At 36.8% G+C, this 19376-nt stretch carries 18 protein-coding genes and 1 tRNA gene; 2 read left to right on the top strand and 17 right to left on the bottom strand.

The features are described from left to right. Window positions 1-13: 13 nt before the first annotated feature. The 9 genes from E4N78_RS04270 to E4N78_RS04230 form a co-directional block, all read right to left on the bottom strand. Window positions 14-667 (bottom strand): hypothetical protein, encoded by a 654-nt coding sequence (locus E4N78_RS04270; protein WP_255811818.1) that lies wholly within the window; start codon window positions 665-667, stop codon window positions 14-16. Window positions 668-687: 20 nt separating this feature from the next. Further along, window positions 688-1140 (bottom strand): hypothetical protein, encoded by a 453-nt coding sequence (locus E4N78_RS04265; protein WP_255811817.1) that lies wholly within the window; start codon window positions 1138-1140, stop codon window positions 688-690. A 21-nt stretch (window positions 1141-1161) separates the two neighbouring features. Further along, a complete protein-coding gene (locus E4N78_RS04260) occupies window positions 1162-1908 on the bottom strand; it encodes a ParB/RepB/Spo0J family partition protein (RefSeq protein ID WP_255811816.1) in 747 nt (248 codons plus the stop codon). A gap of 4 nt (window positions 1909-1912) precedes the next feature. Beyond that, complete coding sequence (locus E4N78_RS04255; RefSeq protein ID WP_255811815.1) at window positions 1913-2116, bottom strand: hypothetical protein; 204 nt, start codon at window positions 2114-2116, stop codon at window positions 1913-1915. Beyond that, entirely contained in the window at window positions 2113-2505 is a 393-nt protein-coding gene (locus tag E4N78_RS04250) for a hypothetical protein (RefSeq protein WP_255811814.1), read from the bottom strand. The genes E4N78_RS04255 and E4N78_RS04250 overlap by 4 nt, the downstream gene beginning before the upstream one ends. Window positions 2506-2606: 101 nt before the next feature. Then, on the bottom strand, window positions 2607-3944 hold the full coding sequence (locus E4N78_RS04245) for a coiled-coil domain-containing protein (protein ID WP_255811813.1): 1338 nt from the start codon (window positions 3942-3944) through the stop codon (window positions 2607-2609). After that, window positions 3941-4318, bottom strand: coding sequence for a hypothetical protein (locus E4N78_RS04240; RefSeq protein ID WP_255811812.1), 378 nt, complete (start codon window positions 4316-4318; stop codon window positions 3941-3943). The genes E4N78_RS04245 and E4N78_RS04240 overlap by 4 nt, the downstream gene beginning before the upstream one ends. Window positions 4319-4330: 12 nt before the next feature. Beyond that, complete coding sequence (locus E4N78_RS04235; RefSeq protein WP_255811811.1) at window positions 4331-4888, bottom strand: hypothetical protein; 558 nt, start codon at window positions 4886-4888, stop codon at window positions 4331-4333. 9 nt (window positions 4889-4897) lie between these two features. Further along, the gene (locus E4N78_RS04230) at window positions 4898-5662 is read right to left on the bottom strand and encodes a ParA family protein (protein ID WP_255811810.1); all 765 of its coding nucleotides are present in this window, start codon (window positions 5660-5662) and stop codon (window positions 4898-4900) included. A gap of 238 nt (window positions 5663-5900) precedes the next feature. Between E4N78_RS04230 and E4N78_RS04225 the strand changes: the two genes are divergently transcribed. Then, a tRNA-Asn gene (locus E4N78_RS04225) sits at window positions 5901-5973 on the top strand. Window positions 5974-6032: 59 nt separating this feature from the next. Continuing rightward, window positions 6033-6224, top strand: a complete 192-nt coding sequence (gene rpmB, locus E4N78_RS04220; RefSeq protein ID WP_255811809.1) for a 50S ribosomal protein L28 — start codon at window positions 6033-6035, stop codon at window positions 6222-6224. Window positions 6225-6301: 77 nt separating this feature from the next. Here the strand turns inward: rpmB and E4N78_RS04215 are convergent, their stop codons facing one another. The 8 genes from E4N78_RS04215 to E4N78_RS04180 form a co-directional block, all read right to left on the bottom strand. Further along, the gene (locus E4N78_RS04215; protein ID WP_255811808.1) at window positions 6302-8221 is read right to left on the bottom strand and encodes an ABC transporter substrate-binding protein; all 1920 of its coding nucleotides are present in this window, start codon (window positions 8219-8221) and stop codon (window positions 6302-6304) included. A 52-nt stretch (window positions 8222-8273) separates the two neighbouring features. After that, window positions 8274-9233 (bottom strand): ABC transporter ATP-binding protein, encoded by a 960-nt coding sequence (locus E4N78_RS04210; RefSeq protein ID WP_255811807.1) that lies wholly within the window; start codon window positions 9231-9233, stop codon window positions 8274-8276. Further along, window positions 9233-10222: an ABC transporter ATP-binding protein gene (locus E4N78_RS04205; protein WP_255811806.1), complete on the bottom strand. Its 990-nt coding sequence runs from the start codon at window positions 10220-10222 to the stop codon at window positions 9233-9235. The genes E4N78_RS04210 and E4N78_RS04205 overlap by 1 nt, the downstream gene beginning before the upstream one ends. A 163-nt stretch (window positions 10223-10385) precedes the next feature. After that, a complete protein-coding gene (locus E4N78_RS04200; RefSeq protein ID WP_255811805.1) occupies window positions 10386-12338 on the bottom strand; it encodes an extracellular solute-binding protein in 1953 nt (650 codons plus the stop codon). Between the two features lie 58 nt (window positions 12339-12396). After that, window positions 12397-13887: an ABC transporter permease subunit gene (locus E4N78_RS04195; RefSeq protein WP_255811804.1), complete on the bottom strand. Its 1491-nt coding sequence runs from the start codon at window positions 13885-13887 to the stop codon at window positions 12397-12399. Window position 13888: 1 nt separating this feature from the next. Further along, window positions 13889-14911, bottom strand: a complete 1023-nt coding sequence (locus tag E4N78_RS04190) for an ABC transporter permease subunit (protein WP_255811803.1) — start codon at window positions 14909-14911, stop codon at window positions 13889-13891. A 250-nt stretch (window positions 14912-15161) separates the two neighbouring features. Further along, entirely contained in the window at window positions 15162-17114 is a 1953-nt protein-coding gene (locus E4N78_RS04185; RefSeq protein ID WP_255811802.1) for an ABC transporter substrate-binding protein, read from the bottom strand. Between the two features lie 213 nt (window positions 17115-17327). Next, a complete protein-coding gene (locus E4N78_RS04180) occupies window positions 17328-19280 on the bottom strand; it encodes an extracellular solute-binding protein (protein ID WP_255811801.1) in 1953 nt (650 codons plus the stop codon). Between the last annotated feature and the right edge of the window lie 96 nt (window positions 19281-19376).

Here is a 19376-nt window from a genome sequence, read left to right as displayed (position 1 = left end):
TTCTCCTTGCCATTTATATTTTAACAGTATTACTGCTGTTAATCGGTGTTTGATTGTTTTTCATGTTTTTATAATTGTAAGTCATAAAATCTTCTACGCATATTTCCATACAGCAACTATAAATATTTCCGCTAATATCATTAGCTCTCCTTATGGTTTTTGCGAGTTTAATATACTTTTTTATGATTTTTTTCGGTAAAATTGAATTTAAAATCGTAAAATCAAATTTTCTTAAAGTTAAGATTGTTATGTGAAAAATATTTAAAAGCTCTATATAGTCGTGATAATTTTCAATGAGATCATCATTGCTTACGGTTTTTACAATTTCGTTATAACAATTATTTATATAACCTTGTACTCCTGAACAGGTAAGTCCGGTATTATCAAAGGAAATATAGGCATTATATTTATACCGATTTCCTCTTTCTTTTCTATCTAAAAGAAAATATAATGAGACAAAAAAACTGTTATCATCTTCAATAGAAAAGTTAATATTCCATCTATCATCAATGCCTAAATCAGATAAAATTTTTTCTAACTTATAATATGCAAGCTTTATATCATCATTATTAAAACTTTTTTTTATATCTTTCGCTATTTCACTTAAAAGCACAATAGCCTTATCTATACAATCAACTTTTCCAAAAATATTTTTTTCCGTATACATTATCTATTTTCTCCTTTCAATCAGTATTCAATACCAAAGTTTTTTTCATCTATCACGAATAAACCAAAAATTAGAACATTACATAATGCATTATGCCGCATTATATCTTCTTGCAATTGTAGTTTTTTGTTTAATATTTCTTTTTCTACTTCTTTAATTTCTTGTATCATTTCAGAAAGATAAGATGATGATGCTATTCCTAAATGGTCAACACATTCAACTTTTTTTTGCAAAATATCACTTTCTTTCAAAACTTCTTCTTTTTTTTCTCTTACCATTTTTTCCTGCATGAGTATTATTTTATTTCTTGTTGAAAATCCTCCTTTATAATTATATCCTGCGATTGTTGCAATTACCAAAATTATAAAAAAAATCGCTATAGAGAAACCAGTGAAAAGAACAAATATATCCTCATCAAAAACAATAAGTAAAATCACGAAAATGACACAAATAAATAAAATAATTAAAATCATATTTTCCTCCGTTAATATATTTTAAAGTTTCTTTACTAAAGAATATTTTATATTTTCTTTTTTTAAAAAGCTTTCGATTCGCTTGACCTGTTTTTCATCCATTTCAAGTTCACAGGTATAAGGTTCCAATATTATAGAGACTTCAATTTCTTTCGATTCATTTTGAACAATGTTATAGGCCGCATTGATTGACATCTCACCTTCTTCAACAGCCTTTTTTATTTCTTCAGAGGCTTTATTTTGCACCGTCCTAGCTTTTTCAACTTTAGATCTTGAAACTCCGATTTTTTTGGCTGTGATTTCGGCTGATTTTCCGGAAGATTTTTTATCGGAATCTAAAGCTATTCTTCCAACCTGTTTTAATTGATCAAGAGTTTGTAATATTTTTAAAAGTTCTGCATCTGAGAGATTTCTTCTATCGGTTTGAAGTTTAATAGCATAGGCTAGGGCTTCTTCCAAATCTTTAAAATAATGATAGAATACGGGTATTTCTTTTAATCCTGCCTTTTTTGCAGCAGCAAGTCTATGATGACCATCGACTAAAATCATACCTTCTTTCCATACATGAATAGGTTGGCTTTTATCATAAGCACCTGATAATATATTTTCTGTAATTATATCTACCATGTTTTCATTTAACGGAAACAGATTTTTAAATTCGTCTTTTAAATTTATATTTTCTATTGGAACCATAACAGATAGTTCACTCGCTCCTGAATTGGCTATAGAGGTTTTCCCCACATTGCCTAGTGCCGTTAATTTTGCCATTTTCTTATTCTCCTATATTTTTATTTTGAACTTTATATGCCGCCGATAAAGTTTTTCTATAATGTTTCTTTACCGTATACCCATTTTTTAATATATAAATTTGATATTTATACGAAAGCTCCGGTATATTTACTATTGCAGATTCAATGAAATCTCTTTCAATCATCTTATGCCTATGATTATGTTTTATTGAAGTATAATTTTTCATTGAAAGCCCTCCTTTTTTGCTCCTTTCATTTCAATAAATCCATTAAACTTTTCTTCATAAATTTCTGTAGGCATTGTTTCTGTGTTGCACGTACAAAAAACCAAATCGCCTTCTTTTAATAAAGAAAATTCTTTTCCTGTTACAGGAATGGTTAATCTATTTAGAAAAGAACTATTTGCTTGTTTAAGAATAATTTTATATGAATAATAAAGGTGATAAGAGTCTCCAAAATAGAGCAAGCGACAATATATTTTTTTTGAGGTTATATAATATATTTTACCATTTTCTTCTGACTTCCTACATGTTATTAACTTGATTAGCAAAATTAATAATAAAACGCCTAATAAAAATAAATCTATAAAATCATTTGTTAAATTAGCTAATATCATTATTTACCTCCGTACAATGTTCAATATTTACAAGATATTTTAAATCAAAATCAAACCCAAGTTCTTCTAATATTCCCATTTTACTTCTCCTTTAATTAGCCTCACTTGAGGTTAATTTTTTTTCTATTGATATGTTCAATCATCAATCGGCAGTGTACAGTACTTTGTTTTTGTGCTTTGCTGTTCGTGATAAAACTATATCCATCCGATAGCAGCGAAAATTTTTTAATAGTTCCTTTATAGTCAAAATAAATTTCTTGAATAGGATAATATTCTTTACCATATGAAAATTCTTTTACAAGGAGAACAAACTCAGGGAAGCTTGCAGGTGTACTACTATCGTACCGAATAGTCATTGTGTTTTTAGCTTTGCTTATCTTCACCACAACCGGGTACAATTTTTGATTTGCGATAATTTTTTCAAGCAGTTTTTTTGCCTGTTTAGAAATCGGTTTAAGTGAATTGAACTCTTTTGATTGATTTTCTTTTATGACTTTATTATTCTCACTTTCAGACGATTTTATTTCATTAAAAACATCTTCAAGTCTCTCTATATCTATCTCAGGTACCTTACATTCTATTGCTTCTCTTCTGTCAATTTCTGCCATTTCAAGAACTTCTTTTACTGTAGCTCCTTCATTTATTTGACCTAGGGCAAGACAGATGCCGCGAGTCATAGCTTCTTTTTCCTTGTCTACCTTTTCTGCAGCAGTTGAAGATTGGTTTATATATAATTGTTTTCTTACAAGCTTTGGGTTATTAGGTTTTATATTTTGTTTTGCCTGATAAATAGTTTTTCCGTTTTTAATATCTTCTATGATTGAAGTTTGTTTTTCGTTATCTCTTTCTAATATAACGGCCTGTTGTAAATCTTGACCTAGAGAGGCCTCTATATTATAAACATAAGCTTTTTCTGCCATTTCAGCAGTTTTTTTGTTTAATTGACATTCACGAATAAGAATATCTTCAATACGTATTTCGTACTTGTCTGTTGCCTTGCGAATTTCTTTTATTTTTTCTCCAAGCTTTTTATAAAGAGATGCAATTTCTTTATTGATCTTTTTTGCTTCTGATACAAGATTTTGTATTTCCTTTTTTATGGATTCATCAGGATATTTTTTATACAAACCTTTTTCTTCTGCCAAATCAATAAAGTTATACATAATGCTCCAAAACTCATTATTATGTTTTGGTATTTTTCCTGTTTTGTGATATTTGCACCACATAAGATGATGAGAATACTCATGTATAGCTGTATAGATAAGTTGATTATCGTTTTGAAAATTTTTATTATGTATAATAATCTCATTAATATCCTGCTTATACAATCCGTTTACTTTACCGGATTTTTTACCTGAAAAAATTACTCTAAAATCAGTATCACAAGTTTCAAGTTTTAAAAGTAATTCTTTTACAGACTCTTGATTGATGTTTATCATTTTGCGTCCTCCTTATCTTTTAAGGATTTAATAAGTTCAGCAAACTTTTCTTCATCAAGTTTGATTGATTTTGTTTTTGTGTTAACTATAAAAGGAATCTCATTACTTTTTTTTAATAAGTCATATTCTTCCTTTGTGATATAAATATCCTTGTTGTTAAAGATAAAAGAATTTTCTATTTTAAAGTTAAGCTTGTATGTTATTTTTTCTTTATCTCTATCTACTTTTTTTAAAACTATAGGATATGATAATGATATACTTTGTTGATATATAGGATCTTCTTCAAATTTAAAAAATGATACCGTTGAGATAATCATTATACTTACAAAAAAAATAAGAAATGCCATTAAAAAAAAGGTTTTTAACTTTTCCATTTTCTTTCTCCTTTAATTAGCCTCACTTAAGGCTAAATTATATTTTTTTATATTTTCAGAAAAACTACTAATTATTTCTTCTAACTTGATAAAAATTCTATACAATGGATTTATGTTTTTAGAATCAGATAACATATTACTTTTTATATCTTTAAATGTGCCCAAAAAATAATCTATCCAATGTTCCCATACATAGTTTTCATCAGATATGTTATGTAATATTTTAGGTAGATTATGTATATATTCAAGCATTAGATATAGATTTTTAATATTGGATTTATTTGGTTCGGTTACATTTTCTTTTGCTAGATACCTACTAATACAAATAGTAGTTTCCAAGATGTGATAACCATCAAATAATAATCTTTTCTTTATCTCGGTATTTTTCATTACCTTTTTATCAGATAACCATGGTTTATCTTCAAATTCATCTTCAATAATTTTTTTTAAATCATTGCAAAGTTTTGTAACTTCTATTGATGCATTACTACTGCCAATGCTTAAATGATCAAAATGTGCAATGTCTTGTATGTCATTGATTCTTTTGTATAGTTTTTCATATAGTGTCATAATTTATCCCTAAAATTTTTCAGGACGAATTTCTTCATCCATAATGACGGAACATAAATCGCATACGGATTTATGAAGTTTTAGCGTCTGCCCTTTATTTTGAATTATTTCGCCTGCATCGGCGAATTTTCTTATGTTTCTAGTGAATGGGAATGTAATATCTAATACTTTTGTTCCGAAAGTTTCATTTTGTTTAAAAAGTTCTTTATACTGGTTTTGTAAACTTTCAGGATTTCCATCATAACGACTTTCATGGCCGTTAAAAAACAAGAACCATTTATCAAAATGCTCAGTTTCCATTCTGAGCTTTTGCCCTAAAAAAATTGAAGAGTTAAAGTCAAACTGAGAGTAATTTATCGGTGTTATAACATAATCGGAAGCATTCACAGCATTCAGGACTATGTTATCGTATGTAGGAGCCGTATCTATAATTACTATGTCATAAGCATTTTCAAGGCTTGGAATAAGCCTTTTTAGAATACTTGTAGACATCGCTCTCAAGTCTACAAGCCTAAGACTGGAGGGAATAATATCAACTCCCTTGTTCGTATGAATTATAAAATCTAAAAGATTATCGCCTTGCAATGCATAGGCGATGTTTTTTCTTTCACTTTCATTACCATCTTCTAAAAAATAGAATGAAAATGAGTTGTTGATGTCCATGTCGATTCCAAGGACTCTTTTTCCTGCCGATTTCAACGCCATTGATACTATAATCGCCGCCGATGACTTGCCGGTACCGCCTTTAAGGCTGGAAAATGTTACTACTACCACAAAAACTCCATAAATAAAAGGGCACGCAGAACGTCTCTTGGGTTGTCCTACGTGCCACTTTAGCCGAAAACCGGCCAAAAAAGTAACCCAAGAACCTTTTTTGGATGGTTTTTCAATAAAATTATTATTTACTTTTGTTATAATTATTATTAACATAAATTATTGAGAAAATACGAATTTTCTATTGACATTTTATAAAAAATAGTGTAATATCCTAAAACTTCCTAATTGGAAGCATTCCCCTGTAGCTCAGTAGGCAGAGCAAGTGGCTGTTAACCACTGGGTCCGTGGTTCGAACCCGCGCGGGGGAGCTATTTTAATGACGGCTGACCTTTCCAAGGTCAGCTGATTTTTTAAAGGTAGGTGCGATATGTCAAGAGTATGTGAAATTTGCGGAAAAGGCTCAATGTCAGGTAACTCTGTAAGTAAGTCCAAAATTCACACAAAAAGAGTTTGGAAGCCCAATTTGGTAAATGTAAAGACAGAAATCTGCGGCAGGACTCTAACCATTAAAATGTGTTCTCGATGCTTAAAAAGCGATTACGTTACAAAAAAAGTTTAGTTTTTTCTTAATTTACTCCTTTTTATTTACATTTCGAGTCTGCTTTCCGGCAGACTCGATTTTTTTTGCCTTAAAATCTACTTGTATCTTTCACTTAAAAAATAAGCTCTCATTTGAAGAATTTTATTTTCATCCTTTGCTTTTAGACACTCTTTTTCAATATCGCCGTCAAACCACATATAACCGAACATGGGGTCATCAAGGTATTTTTGATACTTCATATTAAGCCATGCGGGGAAGCAAATCCACTTCCAAGCCATAACATCTATTGTATCCTTGTAAAATGAAGGAATCATAAGGGCATCCTCATCTACAATTTTTTCAATCTGCCGGTTTACATCAGCTTTTTCTACATAGGATAAAGAGCCTTTTTCATATTTTTCTAAAAGAATATCCATTTCTGGATTTGAATAACCGAAAAAATTATTAAAACTTTTCGATTTGGCAAATGAAGAATGAAAAAGGGTGTAATTATCGGGGAGGCGGTAAGAATTAAGACTGCCCCACCAAGCTTGGAAGTCTCTGCTTTCAAGCTTATCAAAGAGTTTACCTCCCATTTGTCTAAACTCAAGTTTAAGGCCTGCAAGCAGGGCCTGAGCATATAAAAGCCCGAAAGCTTCATACAATGAGGGATCGTCATATAGAATAACAAAACTCAATTCTTTCCCTTCGGAATTGACCAAAATACCTGAAGAATTTACCCTATCATACCCGGCCTTTGAAAAAAACTCACGGGCTTTTTTAGGATCAAAAGACGGTTTTTTTATCTCCGGATTATTAAATTCAGCACTGCCCCATGTTTGACCTGAACCGATTGTGTGAAGCCTGACTCTTTTATCGGCATAGACCCTGCTGATCATCCCATCGATATCAACCGCATAATAAAGCCCCTTTCTTACAAATAGATTATCGAGGGGAGGAGCCTGTGTATTAAAAAATAAACCTGCCGGCCCTTGTACCGGAACATGACGGCCCCGCCAAAGGTTTATAAAACCGTTTTGTACATCTGCAGAGGCCTCGGCCTTGGCCCATTCTCCCGGATCGTCTATATGAATTACATCGAATAGACCTCGGGCAAATTTTGTAAAAGCAGGTCTTTTATCGCCGGTTATTATCCTATAAAAAATCTCATCAAAATTAGCAATAGCCTTAAAATGAGGATAGGTTTGAGCCCACCAATTTTCAACTTTAGCAAAATGGAGCCCGTTATTATAGTCATACTTTTTAAGAATATAAGGTCCTGTAGTAGGCTCAACCGTACGGTTATACTTTGCAACCCAGTCATCAGGAATTTGCCCCTTATAAAAGTGTTTTGCTATGGGCTTAAAATTACTTATATCTAAAAGTTCCTGTTCAGTATAAATTTGATTATCTAAAACATGTACGGATAAACAAAAGTCATTTATTTTTTTTACTTCAAGATTATTATGTTTTCTGTTTTTTGCCGGATCAACAATTTTTTTAGATTTACAAAATTCGTCAGCAAAGATCCAATCGTCAGCCGTACAAGGCTCGCCGTCCGACCAAAAAATATTTTCGTTGAGCTTATAATACACCGTTTTAGAAGAAATATCGACAGCCCAGAATACGGCGGAACAGGGCATAAATTCAAAGGTTTCAAATGAGGTCCATAAAAGCGGCATTTGAGTATTAAAAAGCTTTTCACAAAGCTCATCGGCACCCGGCCCCATATAACGGAAGGTATTCGGTATATCGCCTAAAAAACCGTAAAAAATACCGCCTTTTTTTAAAGCCTTAGAAGAAAGGTCTTTAGGATAGGATGTATACCATTTCAAATCGGAAGGAGTTCCGTCAATGCGGAAATCTTTAACTATGACGGCAGGAGCGGAAAAATCCGGAAGATTTTCCATCTCTTCCTTTAAAATGTTATCGTAAGCATCGGAAGCCGGCTGATCAAGATAAGATATTGCTTTAGAACCGCATGAAACAAAAAAAAGAGTGCATAAAGCACAAATAAAAAAAAACTTAATTTTCAATTTTTATTACCAAAAATTAAAGGTGCCGCAAAAACGGCACCTCTTATAATACTTATACCAAATGGCAGGCACACATGTGCCCTTCTTCAACTTCTCTAAGCACAGGTTTTTCGACCGCACACTTATCAATTTTCTTTGTACAGTTTAAATGGAAGGGACAACCCTTAGGAAGATGAATCGGCGAAGGTATTTCACCTGTAAAAGGAATCCTTCTGCGTCTGTTATCAGGATCCGTATCGGGAATAGCCGCTATCAGGGCCTGAGTATAGGGATGCAATGGATCTTTATAGATATCCTCCGAAGGAGCCATCTCCATAATAGAGCCCAAGTACATAACCGCAACTCTATCAGACATGTGCTTAACGACATTTAAGCCGTGTGAAATAAACAAAAGGGTTAAATTCCTTTCTTTTTGCATATCCAATAGGAGGTTTAATACCTGAGATTGAACTGAAACATCAAGAGCACTTACAGGCTCATCGCATACAACTACTTCAGGATCTAAAACAAGAGCGCGTGCAATTGCTATTCGCTGACGCTGGCCCCCTGAAAATTCGTGGGGATATCGGTAATAAGCATCTTCAGGAAGGCCTACATATTTTAAAAGCCCCATAACCTTTTCTTTTCTTTCGTGCGGAGCCATTTTTGTCTGGATAAGAAGGGGTTCTTCAATAATGTACCCTACATTCATTCTGGAATTCATAGAATCGGCAGGATCTTGGAAAATCATCTGAACATTTCTACGCACATCTTTTAACTTTCTCTCAGGCAATCTCTCAATGCTCTTGCCTTTATAAAGTACTTTCCCGGAAGTCGGCTTATAAAGACGCATCATAGCTCGGCAAAGAGTGCTCTTGCCGCAGCCTGTTTCGCCTACAAGACCGAGGGTTTCGCCCGGATATACCTTAATATTTACGCCGTTAAGAGCATGAACAACGTTCTTGGTGTACTTGCCTTGTGAAAATTCTTGAACTAAATCAACTGCTTCAAAAATAGGTTGTCTTTCAGCCATTAGTCTAACTCCTTTGCCCTAAAGCATCTGATAAAATGCCCCGGCTCAAATTCCTCAAGCTTAGGTGTATTTGAACGGCAATAATCGGTTGCATAAGAACACCTTTCTGCAAAACGGCAGGTAGCAGGATAGGCCCTTGGAGAAGGTACTGCACCCCTAATATATGGTAAATGCGTCTTAGGCTCAGAGTTCATCTTGGGCATGGACGCTATTAATCCTCGTGTGTAAGGATGGCGCGGGTTTTTAAAAATAGTATTAACATCGGCGGTTTCCACAATCTGTCCCGCATACATAACCGCAACATCATCACTGACTTCTGCAACAACACCCATATCATGCGTGATATACAGAACGCTCATATTATTTTTTTCTTGTAAGGCCTTTATTAGGGCCAAAATTTGGGCTTGAACGGTAACATCCAAGGCCGTCGTAGGTTCATCTGCAATAAGCAGTTTAGGATGGCCGGCAAGAGCCATAGCAATCATAACGCGCTGTCTCATTCCGCCTGAAAGCTGGAAAGGATAGTTTTTTAAACGCTGTTCGGCAGACGGCATTTCTACATCTTTTAAAACCTTCAAAACGTGTGTCTGCCGTTCGTCCTTCGGTATTTCGGGACGGTGAAGTTCAAAGACTTCTCCAATTTGCTTTTGAACAATGTGCACAGGGTTTAAAGCCGTCATAGGTTCTTGGAAGATCATCGCAATCTCTGCACCGCGTTTTTTATACATCTCATCGATGGGCAGATCCAAAATGTTTTGACCCTCAAAAGGAATTTTTCCATTGGTAACAATTCCGTATGGCTGAGGCAAAATACGCATAACCGAAGAAGCGGTTACACTTTTTCCGCAGCCTGACTCCCCTACAAGGGATAGAGTCTTTCCGCGTTCCAGTTTTAACGATACTCTGTCTATTACCTCTACAGGATCCCCTGCACCGCTTTTAAAAGCAACGGAAAGGTACTCAATCGTGAGAAGGTTTTCTCCACTCATAAATACAACTCCGAATTCGGCGCAGGTCTGTTCCCTGCACCTTAAGATTAATTTTGATTTGGAGGCTTTAAGCTAAGGTTTTAGCCCAGCTTTCCGGCCTCCAAACCTTATTGATTTTTATAATCCTATAACAAAAAGGTCATAGGATTATAAAACTTACAAATTATTCCGAGATATAGCGGGTTGAAGGAGTCCATACACGGGGTTCAAAGGTTTTGCCTTCAGCTTTTGCCTTAAGAACCTCTTGGCGGATATCTTCATCAATCCACATATAACTCTTGTAATTCATGAAGTCTTCGTCATAATCAAGCTTTCTGTTACCCCAAGAAGGCATTCTTATCCACTTCCAAACACCGCTTCTCACAAAATCGAGATAGTAATGGGGGATAACCAAAGCTTCTTCATGAACAAGGCGTTCAATCTTCTTGTTGTTTTCAGCCTTTTCTGCCAAGGGCGGTCCTGACTCTTCAAATGCAAGAAGTTTTTCCATCTCTTCGCTCCACCAGCCGAAAGAGTTGTTTGTACTTACCTTTTCGGCATTGGCCTTTGAGAAATACTGCCAATATGAGGGCTCATACCATGTGCTCATACCGCCCCACCAAGCCTGGTGTTTTTTGTTAAGAACGGTATTAAAAGCACCGCTTTCCATCATCTTAAGCTCAATTTCTACACCGGCTTTTTTGGCCTGTTCTTTAAGAATCGACAAGCGTTCTGTGTGATTAGGTGCAGAATAAAGAAGCTCGAAAGAAACTCTTTCACCTTTTGCATTCTGTAAGATTCCGTCAGAACCTACAACAGTGTAACCTGCTTCACCTAGCATTTTTCTTGCCGTATCGGGATTAAAATCAGGCTTTCTAATTGTGTGGTCATTAAAATCTACGCCGCCCCAAATCTGGCCTAAACCGATGTTGTGGTTTCGCTTATATTCGCCATAGAGTGCCTGATCGATCATGCCCTGAATGTCGATTGCATAGTACATAGCCTGGCGAACTTTCTTATTGCTGAACAATGGGAACTGAGTATTAATGAAGATACCCTGAACACCCTGTAAAGGAAGATAGTTTATAACCCAGCGGTCTACATAACCTTTGGTGATGTTTTCGTTTGTAGCACATCTTCTCCATGTTGCAGGAATGTTCATATAAAAGTAGTCGAGCTCACCGTTCCAGAAATAGTTTTCAACCATATCCTGTCCGCCGGTAATAACCTTGTATTCGATTGTATCAATGTTACATCGGTTTTTCCAGTAAGGATATTCATGTCCCCACCAGTCCTTAACTTTTTCAACAATGAGCATTTCACCCTGAACGCATTTATCGGCATTTACGATATAAGGTCCTGTTGTAGGCTCAACCTTCCAGTTATATTCGTTGTACCAGCCCTTTTTAACTTCGCCGTTATGGAAGTGCTTGGGCCTCGGGATAAAGGATGTTTCACTAAGAAGAGATACTTTCGGCAGCTTGTCCGATTCCAAGTATTTAATTGAAATACAGTAGTCATTAATTTTTTTAACTTCATATTTTCTGTAATTGTTATTGTACCAAGGATCTTCGAGGTTGGGAGAACAATAAGATTCCCAACAAAAGATAAAGTCATCTGCCGTACATGGAACACCGTCAGACCATTTTGCTTTTTCATTAAGTTTATAGTAAACAGTCTGATTATCGGCACCGAAAGCCCAGTGAGTTGCAGCATAAGGCATGTACTCCTGTGTTTCAGCATTTACATCTAATAAGGATGCATTAACCCTCATCAAAGATCTTGTAGCTAAGTTTGATTCGGGGCCTACATATCTAAATGTTGTAGGATACTCACTTAAAGAAAGATGCAATGTTCCGCCCTTCTTTGTATCTTTTGATGATAAGTCTTTCGGATAACTTGTAATCCAAACTACTTCCTCAGGCATACCTGAAACCTTGAGGTTCTTGTCCTCTACAGGCGGTGAAGTAAAATCGGGTACACCTGCAGCAGTTTCTTCTGCCATAATTGCTTCAGCCTTAGCTATGGGGCCCTTTGCAGCAGCTCCGCCGTCAGCTCCGCTACCGCCGCAAGCGATTATACCGAGAGCAACTGAAACCAAAAGAATTAACATAGTTAATCTTTTTAATGTTTTCATAGAATTCCTCCTAATAAAGAATCATATCTTAGTTTTTTATATAATTAACCTAAAAAGGCTATTTATATACCGTAAATCTGCGCGGGTCAAAGGCATCCCGCAAACCTTCACCTATAAAGGTGATCATAACCAAAACAAGAACAAAGCCTGCAACAGCCGAAGAAAGAATCCATGGAGCTTCCAAATAAGTGGCAGTTCCGACGCTTAAAAGTTCTCCCCAGCTCGGTGTAGGAGGCTGTAAACCGTAACCCAAATAATCAAGAGAGGTTAAAGCTCCGATATTTCCCGATATAACAAATGGTAAGGATGTAACGATTAGAACTATAACGTTGGGCAGAATGTGTACGGTAATTATTCTCCAAGCACTTGCACCCATTGACCTTGCAGCCAAAATATAGTCTCTCTCTCTTTCTCTATAAGTCATAGCCCTCATACCCCAGGTTTTTCCTGTCCAGCTGAAAGCTATATTTATTAAAACGAACATGGTAAATGTAGGCTTAAATATTGAAGCTAAAATCATAACCATGTAAAGATAGGGTATGCGCTCCCATATTTCTATAAATCTTTGAGAAATCGTATCAAATTTACCTCCGAAGTACCCCATTGCAATACCGATAATAGTTCCGATAAAGTAGGTTGCTGCAGCTACAAGCAAGGCAAAGGACATAGCAATCCTATAACCGTAAATAAGACGGGCAAAGATATCCCGTCCGATTCGGTCGGTACCCAAAATATGGCGTGTCTTAAAAGAAGGAGAAAGAGGATGGAACATCTGTCCCTTATCGCCTTTTGCAAAACGGATTGTTAAAATCTTTCCGTTTCCAAGGTCTATTCTGTTATCTTTTGAACCTACTTTATGCCAAATATAGTCTGAAGCATTTACGGATTCATTCGGATGAGAACGGCCTACAGAAATACCGACCCACTGTCTTGAAGCTGAAGGAAAGTCGGATAAGGGCTGCTTCGATGAGGCTGAATCGGCAAATTTAATCCAAGTATAATCCTTTTCTGCCATTTTTATTCCGTTTATAACACCTACCGCTATCCACTCATAGTCTGCTGGATCATCCATAGGCAGATTATCCTTAGATGTAACGGCGATACCCATACTGGGAGTTCCGTCAAAGGTAAGAGATAAAGGTGCGGCAGCAGTATCAGCCTCATAGGGGTTATAGGGAATCAAGGGAAGAAGAACCCAGCCTCTTTTTTCGGCCTTAACATGTTTTTTAAACTCTCTATAATTTAATTCAAGTTCATTTTCAACTCTGAAACCGAAATCTTCGGCCAGGAGCATTTTACTATAGGTTGGAAAATAGAGCTTACCGTCAACCCACATCATAATGGGTCTGTTTGAAATAAACAACTCGGCAATAAGGGATAGGAGATATAAGACTCCGATAAAAATAAGGGCAAATTTAGCCTTTTTAATTTCTCCAAAGCGTTCAAAACGCTTTTTCATAAGGGGATCCATTCTAAATCTGTTTCTAAATGCTCCCCAATATTCTTTTAAAGTATCTAAAAAAGTTCTTGATTTTACATCATCGCTCATACTATTCACCTAACCTTATTCGGGGATCTACCACCGAAAGAATAAAATCGCTTAAAATATTACCTATTAAACTCAAAAGAGATGTCATTACCAAGGAGCCCAATACTACCGGATAATCCCTATCAACAATTGCTCTAAATGAAAGAAGTCCCATACCGTTTATATTGAATATCTTCTCAATGAGGAAAGCTCCTGAAAAGAAAATGGTTATAAGACCGCCCAACCCGGCAGCAATAGGGATAATACTGTTTCTAAAGGCATGTTTCCACATAGCATCTTTAAATGTTCTACCCTTCGCAACAGCTGTTTTAATATAATCTGCAGCCATATTTTCCATGAGGTTGTTTTTCATAACCATGGTTGTAACGGCAAAGGAACCTATAACATAGGCTATCATGGGTAAGAACATGTGCCAAACATTGTCTACGACCTTTTGGAAAAAATTCATATCCATGTAATTTCGTGAATAAAGGCCGCCTGATGGGAACCAAGGAATAGTAAATGCAAAAATTTGTAATAAGATAATAGCGACTATGTAGCCCGGGAGAGCATAACCTATAAATATAAACACCGAAGAAACGTTATCAAAAAGGCTCCGGTGTTTTAGGGCTTTTTTGATACCCAATGGAATACATATTGAATAAATCAAAATAACCGAAATAATACCGAATCTTAAAGATATAGGGAATTTACTTACAATCATCTGAAATACCGGATCGTTGTATTTTGTAGAACGTCCCATATCTCCCCTTAAAAGGCTTCCCATCCATTCGAGATAAGCTATAGGCCAAGGTTTGTCAAAACCGTAAAAGGCTGCAAGTTCAGCTAAAGCCTCAGCATTAAGGGGCTGAGAGTCTTGTCTGCTTGTTTTTCCTGCTTTACCTTCTTGGGCCAACATTCTCTGCATAATAGCCCTTTCAATAGGACCTCCGGGAACGATGCGCGTTACTGCAAAAACTACCAGAGTTATTCCTACAAATGTTGGAATAATCAACAGCAATCTTCTTACGAAATAATTATTCATTATAAGCTCCAAAAAAACCAAAATGGTACAACATATACGGCATCAGCCCATTTGAGCTCATAAAAAATTACAGATGTAAGAGATGCACATATATATTATACTCTGCCGGATAATAGCATATTCTAAAAAAAAAGTCTATAGTCAAACAGCTATTTTAAGACAGGACCTGCAGTATATAAGTTTTAATAAAATATGTCAACATCCTATCCAATATTCGGTGCAGGGTAAATCCCCTGCACCTTAAGATTAATTATTCCGCGATATAGCGGGTTGAAGGAGTCCAAACACGGGGTTCAAATGTTTTGCCTTCAGCTTTTGCCTTAAGAACCTCTTGGCGGATATCTTCATCAATCCACATATAACCCCAATAATACATGAAGTCAGCATCAATATCCAGCTTTCTATTACCCCAAGAAGGCATTCTTATCCACTTCCAAGCACCGCATCTCAAAAAGTCGGTGTAGTAGTTAGGCACAATCAATGCTTCTTCATGCACAAGGCGCTCAATCTTCTTGTTGTTTTCAGCCTTTGCTTCCAAGGGAGGTCCTGACTCTTCAAATGCAAGAAGTTTTTCCATCTCTTCGCTCCACCAGCCGAAAAAGTTGTTTGTATCTACTTTTTCTGCATTAGCCTTTGAAAACAGCTCCCAATATGAGGGCTCATAATCCGTGCTCAAGCCGCCCCACCAAGCCTGGTGTTTTTTGTTAAGAACAGTATTAAAAGCACCGCTTTCCATCATCTTGAGCTCAATTTCCACACCGGCTTTTTTAGCCTGCTCTTTAAGGATTGACAAGCGCTCTGTGAGAGTCGGCCTTGAATACAAAAGTTCAAAAGATACTCTTTCACCCTTTGAATTCTGTAAGATTCCGTCAGAACCTACAACAGTGTAACCGGCTTCGCCGAGCATTTTTCTTGCCGTATCGGGATTAAAGCCGGGTTTTCGGATTGAATGGTCATTAAAGTCTATACCGCCCCATACATTGCCTAAACCGATATTATGGCTTCTCTTAAATTCTCCATAGAGAGCCTGATCAATCATGCCCTGAATGTCGATAGCATAATACATAGCCTGCCGAACTTTCTTATCGCTGAACAAGGGGAACTGGGTATTAAAAAAGATACCTTGAATACCTTTCAATGGTAAATAGTTAGCAACCCAGCGGTCTACATAACCTTTGGTTATGTTTTCGTTTGCAGCGCATCTTCTCCATGTTGCAGGCATGTTCATATCAAAGAAGTCAAGTTCTCCGTTCCAGAAATACTTTTCAATTATATCCTGCCCGCCTGTGATAACCTTGTATTCGATTGTCTCGATATTACAGCGGTTTTTCCAGTTAGGGTATTCATGACCCCACCAGTTTTTAACTTTTTCAACAAGCAGCATTTCGCCCTGAACGCATTTATCGGGATTTACAACATAAGGACCTGTTGTAGGCTCAATCTTCCAGTTATACTCATTGTACCAGCCATTTTTAACTTCGCCGTTATAAAAGTGCTTAGGTCTGGGACTAAAGTTTGCCTTACTAATAAGAGAAGCCTTAGGCAATTTGTCCGATTCCAAGTACTTAACTGAAACACAGTAGTCATTAATTTTTTTAACCTTAAATTTATCGTAATAGTTATTACACCAAGGATCATCGAGATCGCGAGAACATAGAGACTCCCAAGCAAAGACAAAGTCATCTGCCGTACAAGGAACGCCGTCAGACCACTTCATATGCTCGTTAAGTTTGTAGTAAACAGTCTGATTATCGGCACCGAATGCCCAGTGGGTTGCAGCATAGGGCATAAATTCCTGTGTTTCAGGGTTTACTTCTAAAAAGGTTGCATGAGGGTTCATTAAATATGTTGTACTCAAGTTTGATTCGGGCCCTACATATCTAAATGTTGTGGGATATTCATCTAAAGAAAGATGGAAAGTTCCGCCCTTCTTTGTATCTTTCGACGATAAGTCTTTCGGATAACTTGTAATCCAAACTACTTCCTCAGGCATACCTGAAACCTTGAGGTTCTTGTCCTCTACAGGCGGTGAAGTAAAGTCGGGTACGCCGGCAGCAGTTTCTTCTGCCATAATTGCTTCAGCCTTAGCTACGGGCCCCTTTGCAGCAGCTCCGCCGTCAGCTCCGGTACCGCCGCAAGCGATTATACCGAGAGCAACTGAAACCAAAAGAATTAACATAGTTAATCTTTTCAATGTTTTCATAGAATTTCTCCTAATAAAGAGTTATATTAGCTTTTTATATACTTAACATAAAAAAGGATAAAGTTCAAGAAGAGTTATTTATATTTTTAATTATTTATTAATTTAATTTGGAGGCTTTAAGCTAAAGGTTTTAGCTCTGCTTTCCAGCCTCCAAACCTCATTGATTTTTATCAACCTACAGCAAAAACTGCTTAAGGTTATAAAACTTACAAATTATTCCGAGATATAGCGGGTTGAAGGAGTCCATACACGGGGTTCAAAGGTTTTACCTTCAGCTTTTGCCTTAAGAACCTCTTGGCGGATATCTTCATCAATCCACATATAACCCCAGTACTCTAAGAAGTCGGCATCAATATCCAGCTTTCTATTACCCCAAGAAGGCATTCTTATCCACTTCCAAACACCGCTTCTCAAGAAGTCGAGATAGTAGTGGGGGAGAACCAAGGCTTCTTCGTGTACAAGGCGTTCAATCTTCTTGTTGTTTTCAGCCTTTTCTGCCAAGGGCGGTCCTGACTCTTCAAATGCAAGAAGTTTTTCCATCTCTTCGCTCCACCAACCGAAAGAGTTGTTTGTACTTACCTTTTCAGCATTAGCCTTTGAGAAATACTGCCAATATGAGGGCTCATAACCTGTGCTCATAGCGCCCCACCAGGCCTGGTGTTTTTTGTTAAGAACGGTATTAAAAGCACCGCTTTCCATCATCTTAAGCTCAATTTCTACACCGGCTTTTTTAGCCTGCTCTTTAAGGATTGACAAGCGCTCTGTATGGTGAGGCCATGAATACAAGAGTTCAAAAGAAACTCTGTCACCTTTTGCATTTTGTAAGATTCCGTCAGAACCTACAACAGTATAGCCGGCTTCTCCGAGCATTTTTCTGGCTGTCTCAGGATTAAAATCAGGCTTTTTAATTGTGTGGTCATTAAAATCTACACCGCCCCATACCTGGCCTAAACCGATGTTGTGATATCGCTTATATTCGCCATAGAGAGCCTGATCGATCATGCCCTGAATGTCGATAGCATAATACATAGCCTGTCGAACTTTCTTATTGCTGAACAAGGGGTACTGGGTATTAAAGAAGACACCCTGAATACCCTGTAAGGGGAGATAGTTTACAACCCAGCGATCTACATAACCTTTGGTAACATTCTCGTTTGTAGCACATCTTCTCCATGTTGCAGGAATATTCATAGCAAAGAAGTCAAGTTCTCCGTTCCAGAAATAGTTTTCAACCATATCCTGTCCGCCGGTGATAACCTTGTACTCGATTGTATCAATGTTACAGCGGTTATTCCAGTGAGGATATTCATGCCCCCACCAGTCCTTAACTTTTTCAACAATGAGCATTTCACCCTGAACACTCTTATCGGGATTTACAACATAAGCACCTGTTGTAGGCTCAACCTTCCAGTTATACTCATTGTACCAACCCTTTTTAACTTCGCCGTTATGGAAATGCTTGGGTCTGGGATTAAAGTTAGTAGCATCTACAAGAGATACTTTGGGTAACTGATTCGATTCCAAATACTTAACGGAAACACAGTAGTCATTAATTTTTTTAACTTCGAGTTTGCTGTAGTAGTTATTGTACCATGGAGCTTCAAGGTTGGGAGAACAGAAAGATTCCCAAGCAAAAACAAAGTCATCTGCCGTACAGGGAACACCGTCAGACCACTTCATATGCTCATTAAGTTTGTAGTAAACAGTCTGATTATCGGCACCGAATGCCCAGTGGGTTGCAGCATAGGGCATGTACTCCTGTGTTTCAGGGTTTGTATTTAGGAACACAGCGTGGGGCCACATTAAACCTCTTGTACTGGTGTTCGACTCGGGACCTACATATCTAAATGTTGTAGGATACTCACCCAAAGTAAGATGTAATGTTCCGCCCTTCTTTGTACCTTTCGACGATAAGTCTTTCGGATAACTTGTAATCCAAACTACTTCCTCAGGCATACCTGAAACCTTGAGGTTCTTGTCCTCTACAGGCGGTGAATTAAAATCGGGTACACCTGCAGCAGTTTCCTCTGCCATAATTGCTTCAGCCTTAGCGATGGGGCCCTTTGCAGCAGCTCCGCCGTCAGCTCCGGTACCGCCGCAAGCGATCATTCCGAGAGCAACTGAAACCAAAAGAATTAACATAGTTAATCTTTTCAATGTTTTCATAAAATTCCTCCTAATAAAGAATTATCTTATTTTTTTATATAATTAACCTAAAAAGGCTATTTATATACCGTAAATCTTGCGCGGGTTAAAGGCATC

This window comes from Treponema denticola (assembly GCF_024400535.1).
GTDB classification, from domain to species: domain Bacteria; phylum Spirochaetota; class Spirochaetia; order Treponematales; family Treponemataceae; genus Treponema_B; species Treponema_B denticola_C.
This window is presented reverse-complemented; position numbering and strand designations above follow the sequence as displayed.

Coding starts and splice junctions, on each gene's coding strand:
- E4N78_RS04270 (WP_255811818.1), bottom strand. CDS start 667: ATGTATACGGAAAAAAATATTTTTGGAAAAGTTGATTGTATAGATAAG.
- E4N78_RS04265 (WP_255811817.1), bottom strand. CDS start 1,140: ATGATTTTAATTATTTTATTTATTTGTGTCATTTTCGTGATTTTACTT.
- E4N78_RS04260 (WP_255811816.1), bottom strand. CDS start 1,908: ATGGCAAAATTAACGGCACTAGGCAATGTGGGGAAAACCTCTATAGCC.
- E4N78_RS04255 (WP_255811815.1), bottom strand. CDS start 2,116: ATGAAAAATTATACTTCAATAAAACATAATCATAGGCATAAGATGATT.
- E4N78_RS04250 (WP_255811814.1), bottom strand. CDS start 2,505: ATGATATTAGCTAATTTAACAAATGATTTTATAGATTTATTTTTATTA.
- E4N78_RS04245 (WP_255811813.1), bottom strand. CDS start 3,944: ATGATAAACATCAATCAAGAGTCTGTAAAAGAATTACTTTTAAAACTT.
- E4N78_RS04240 (WP_255811812.1), bottom strand. CDS start 4,318: ATGGAAAAGTTAAAAACCTTTTTTTTAATGGCATTTCTTATTTTTTTT.
- E4N78_RS04235 (WP_255811811.1), bottom strand. CDS start 4,888: ATGACACTATATGAAAAACTATACAAAAGAATCAATGACATACAAGAC.
- rpmB (WP_255811809.1), top strand. CDS start 6,033: ATGTCAAGAGTATGTGAAATTTGCGGAAAAGGCTCAATGTCAGGTAAC.
- E4N78_RS04210 (WP_255811807.1), bottom strand. CDS start 9,233: ATGGCTGAAAGACAACCTATTTTTGAAGCAGTTGATTTAGTTCAAGAA.
- E4N78_RS04205 (WP_255811806.1), bottom strand. CDS start 10,222: ATGAGTGGAGAAAACCTTCTCACGATTGAGTACCTTTCCGTTGCTTTT.
- E4N78_RS04200 (WP_255811805.1), bottom strand. CDS start 12,338: ATGAAAACATTAAAAAGATTAACTATGTTAATTCTTTTGGTTTCAGTT.
- E4N78_RS04195 (WP_255811804.1), bottom strand. CDS start 13,887: ATGAGCGATGATGTAAAATCAAGAACTTTTTTAGATACTTTAAAAGAA.
- E4N78_RS04190 (WP_255811803.1), bottom strand. CDS start 14,911: ATGAATAATTATTTCGTAAGAAGATTGCTGTTGATTATTCCAACATTT.
- E4N78_RS04185 (WP_255811802.1), bottom strand. CDS start 17,114: ATGAAAACATTGAAAAGATTAACTATGTTAATTCTTTTGGTTTCAGTT.
- E4N78_RS04180 (WP_255811801.1), bottom strand. CDS start 19,280: ATGAAAACATTGAAAAGATTAACTATGTTAATTCTTTTGGTTTCAGTT.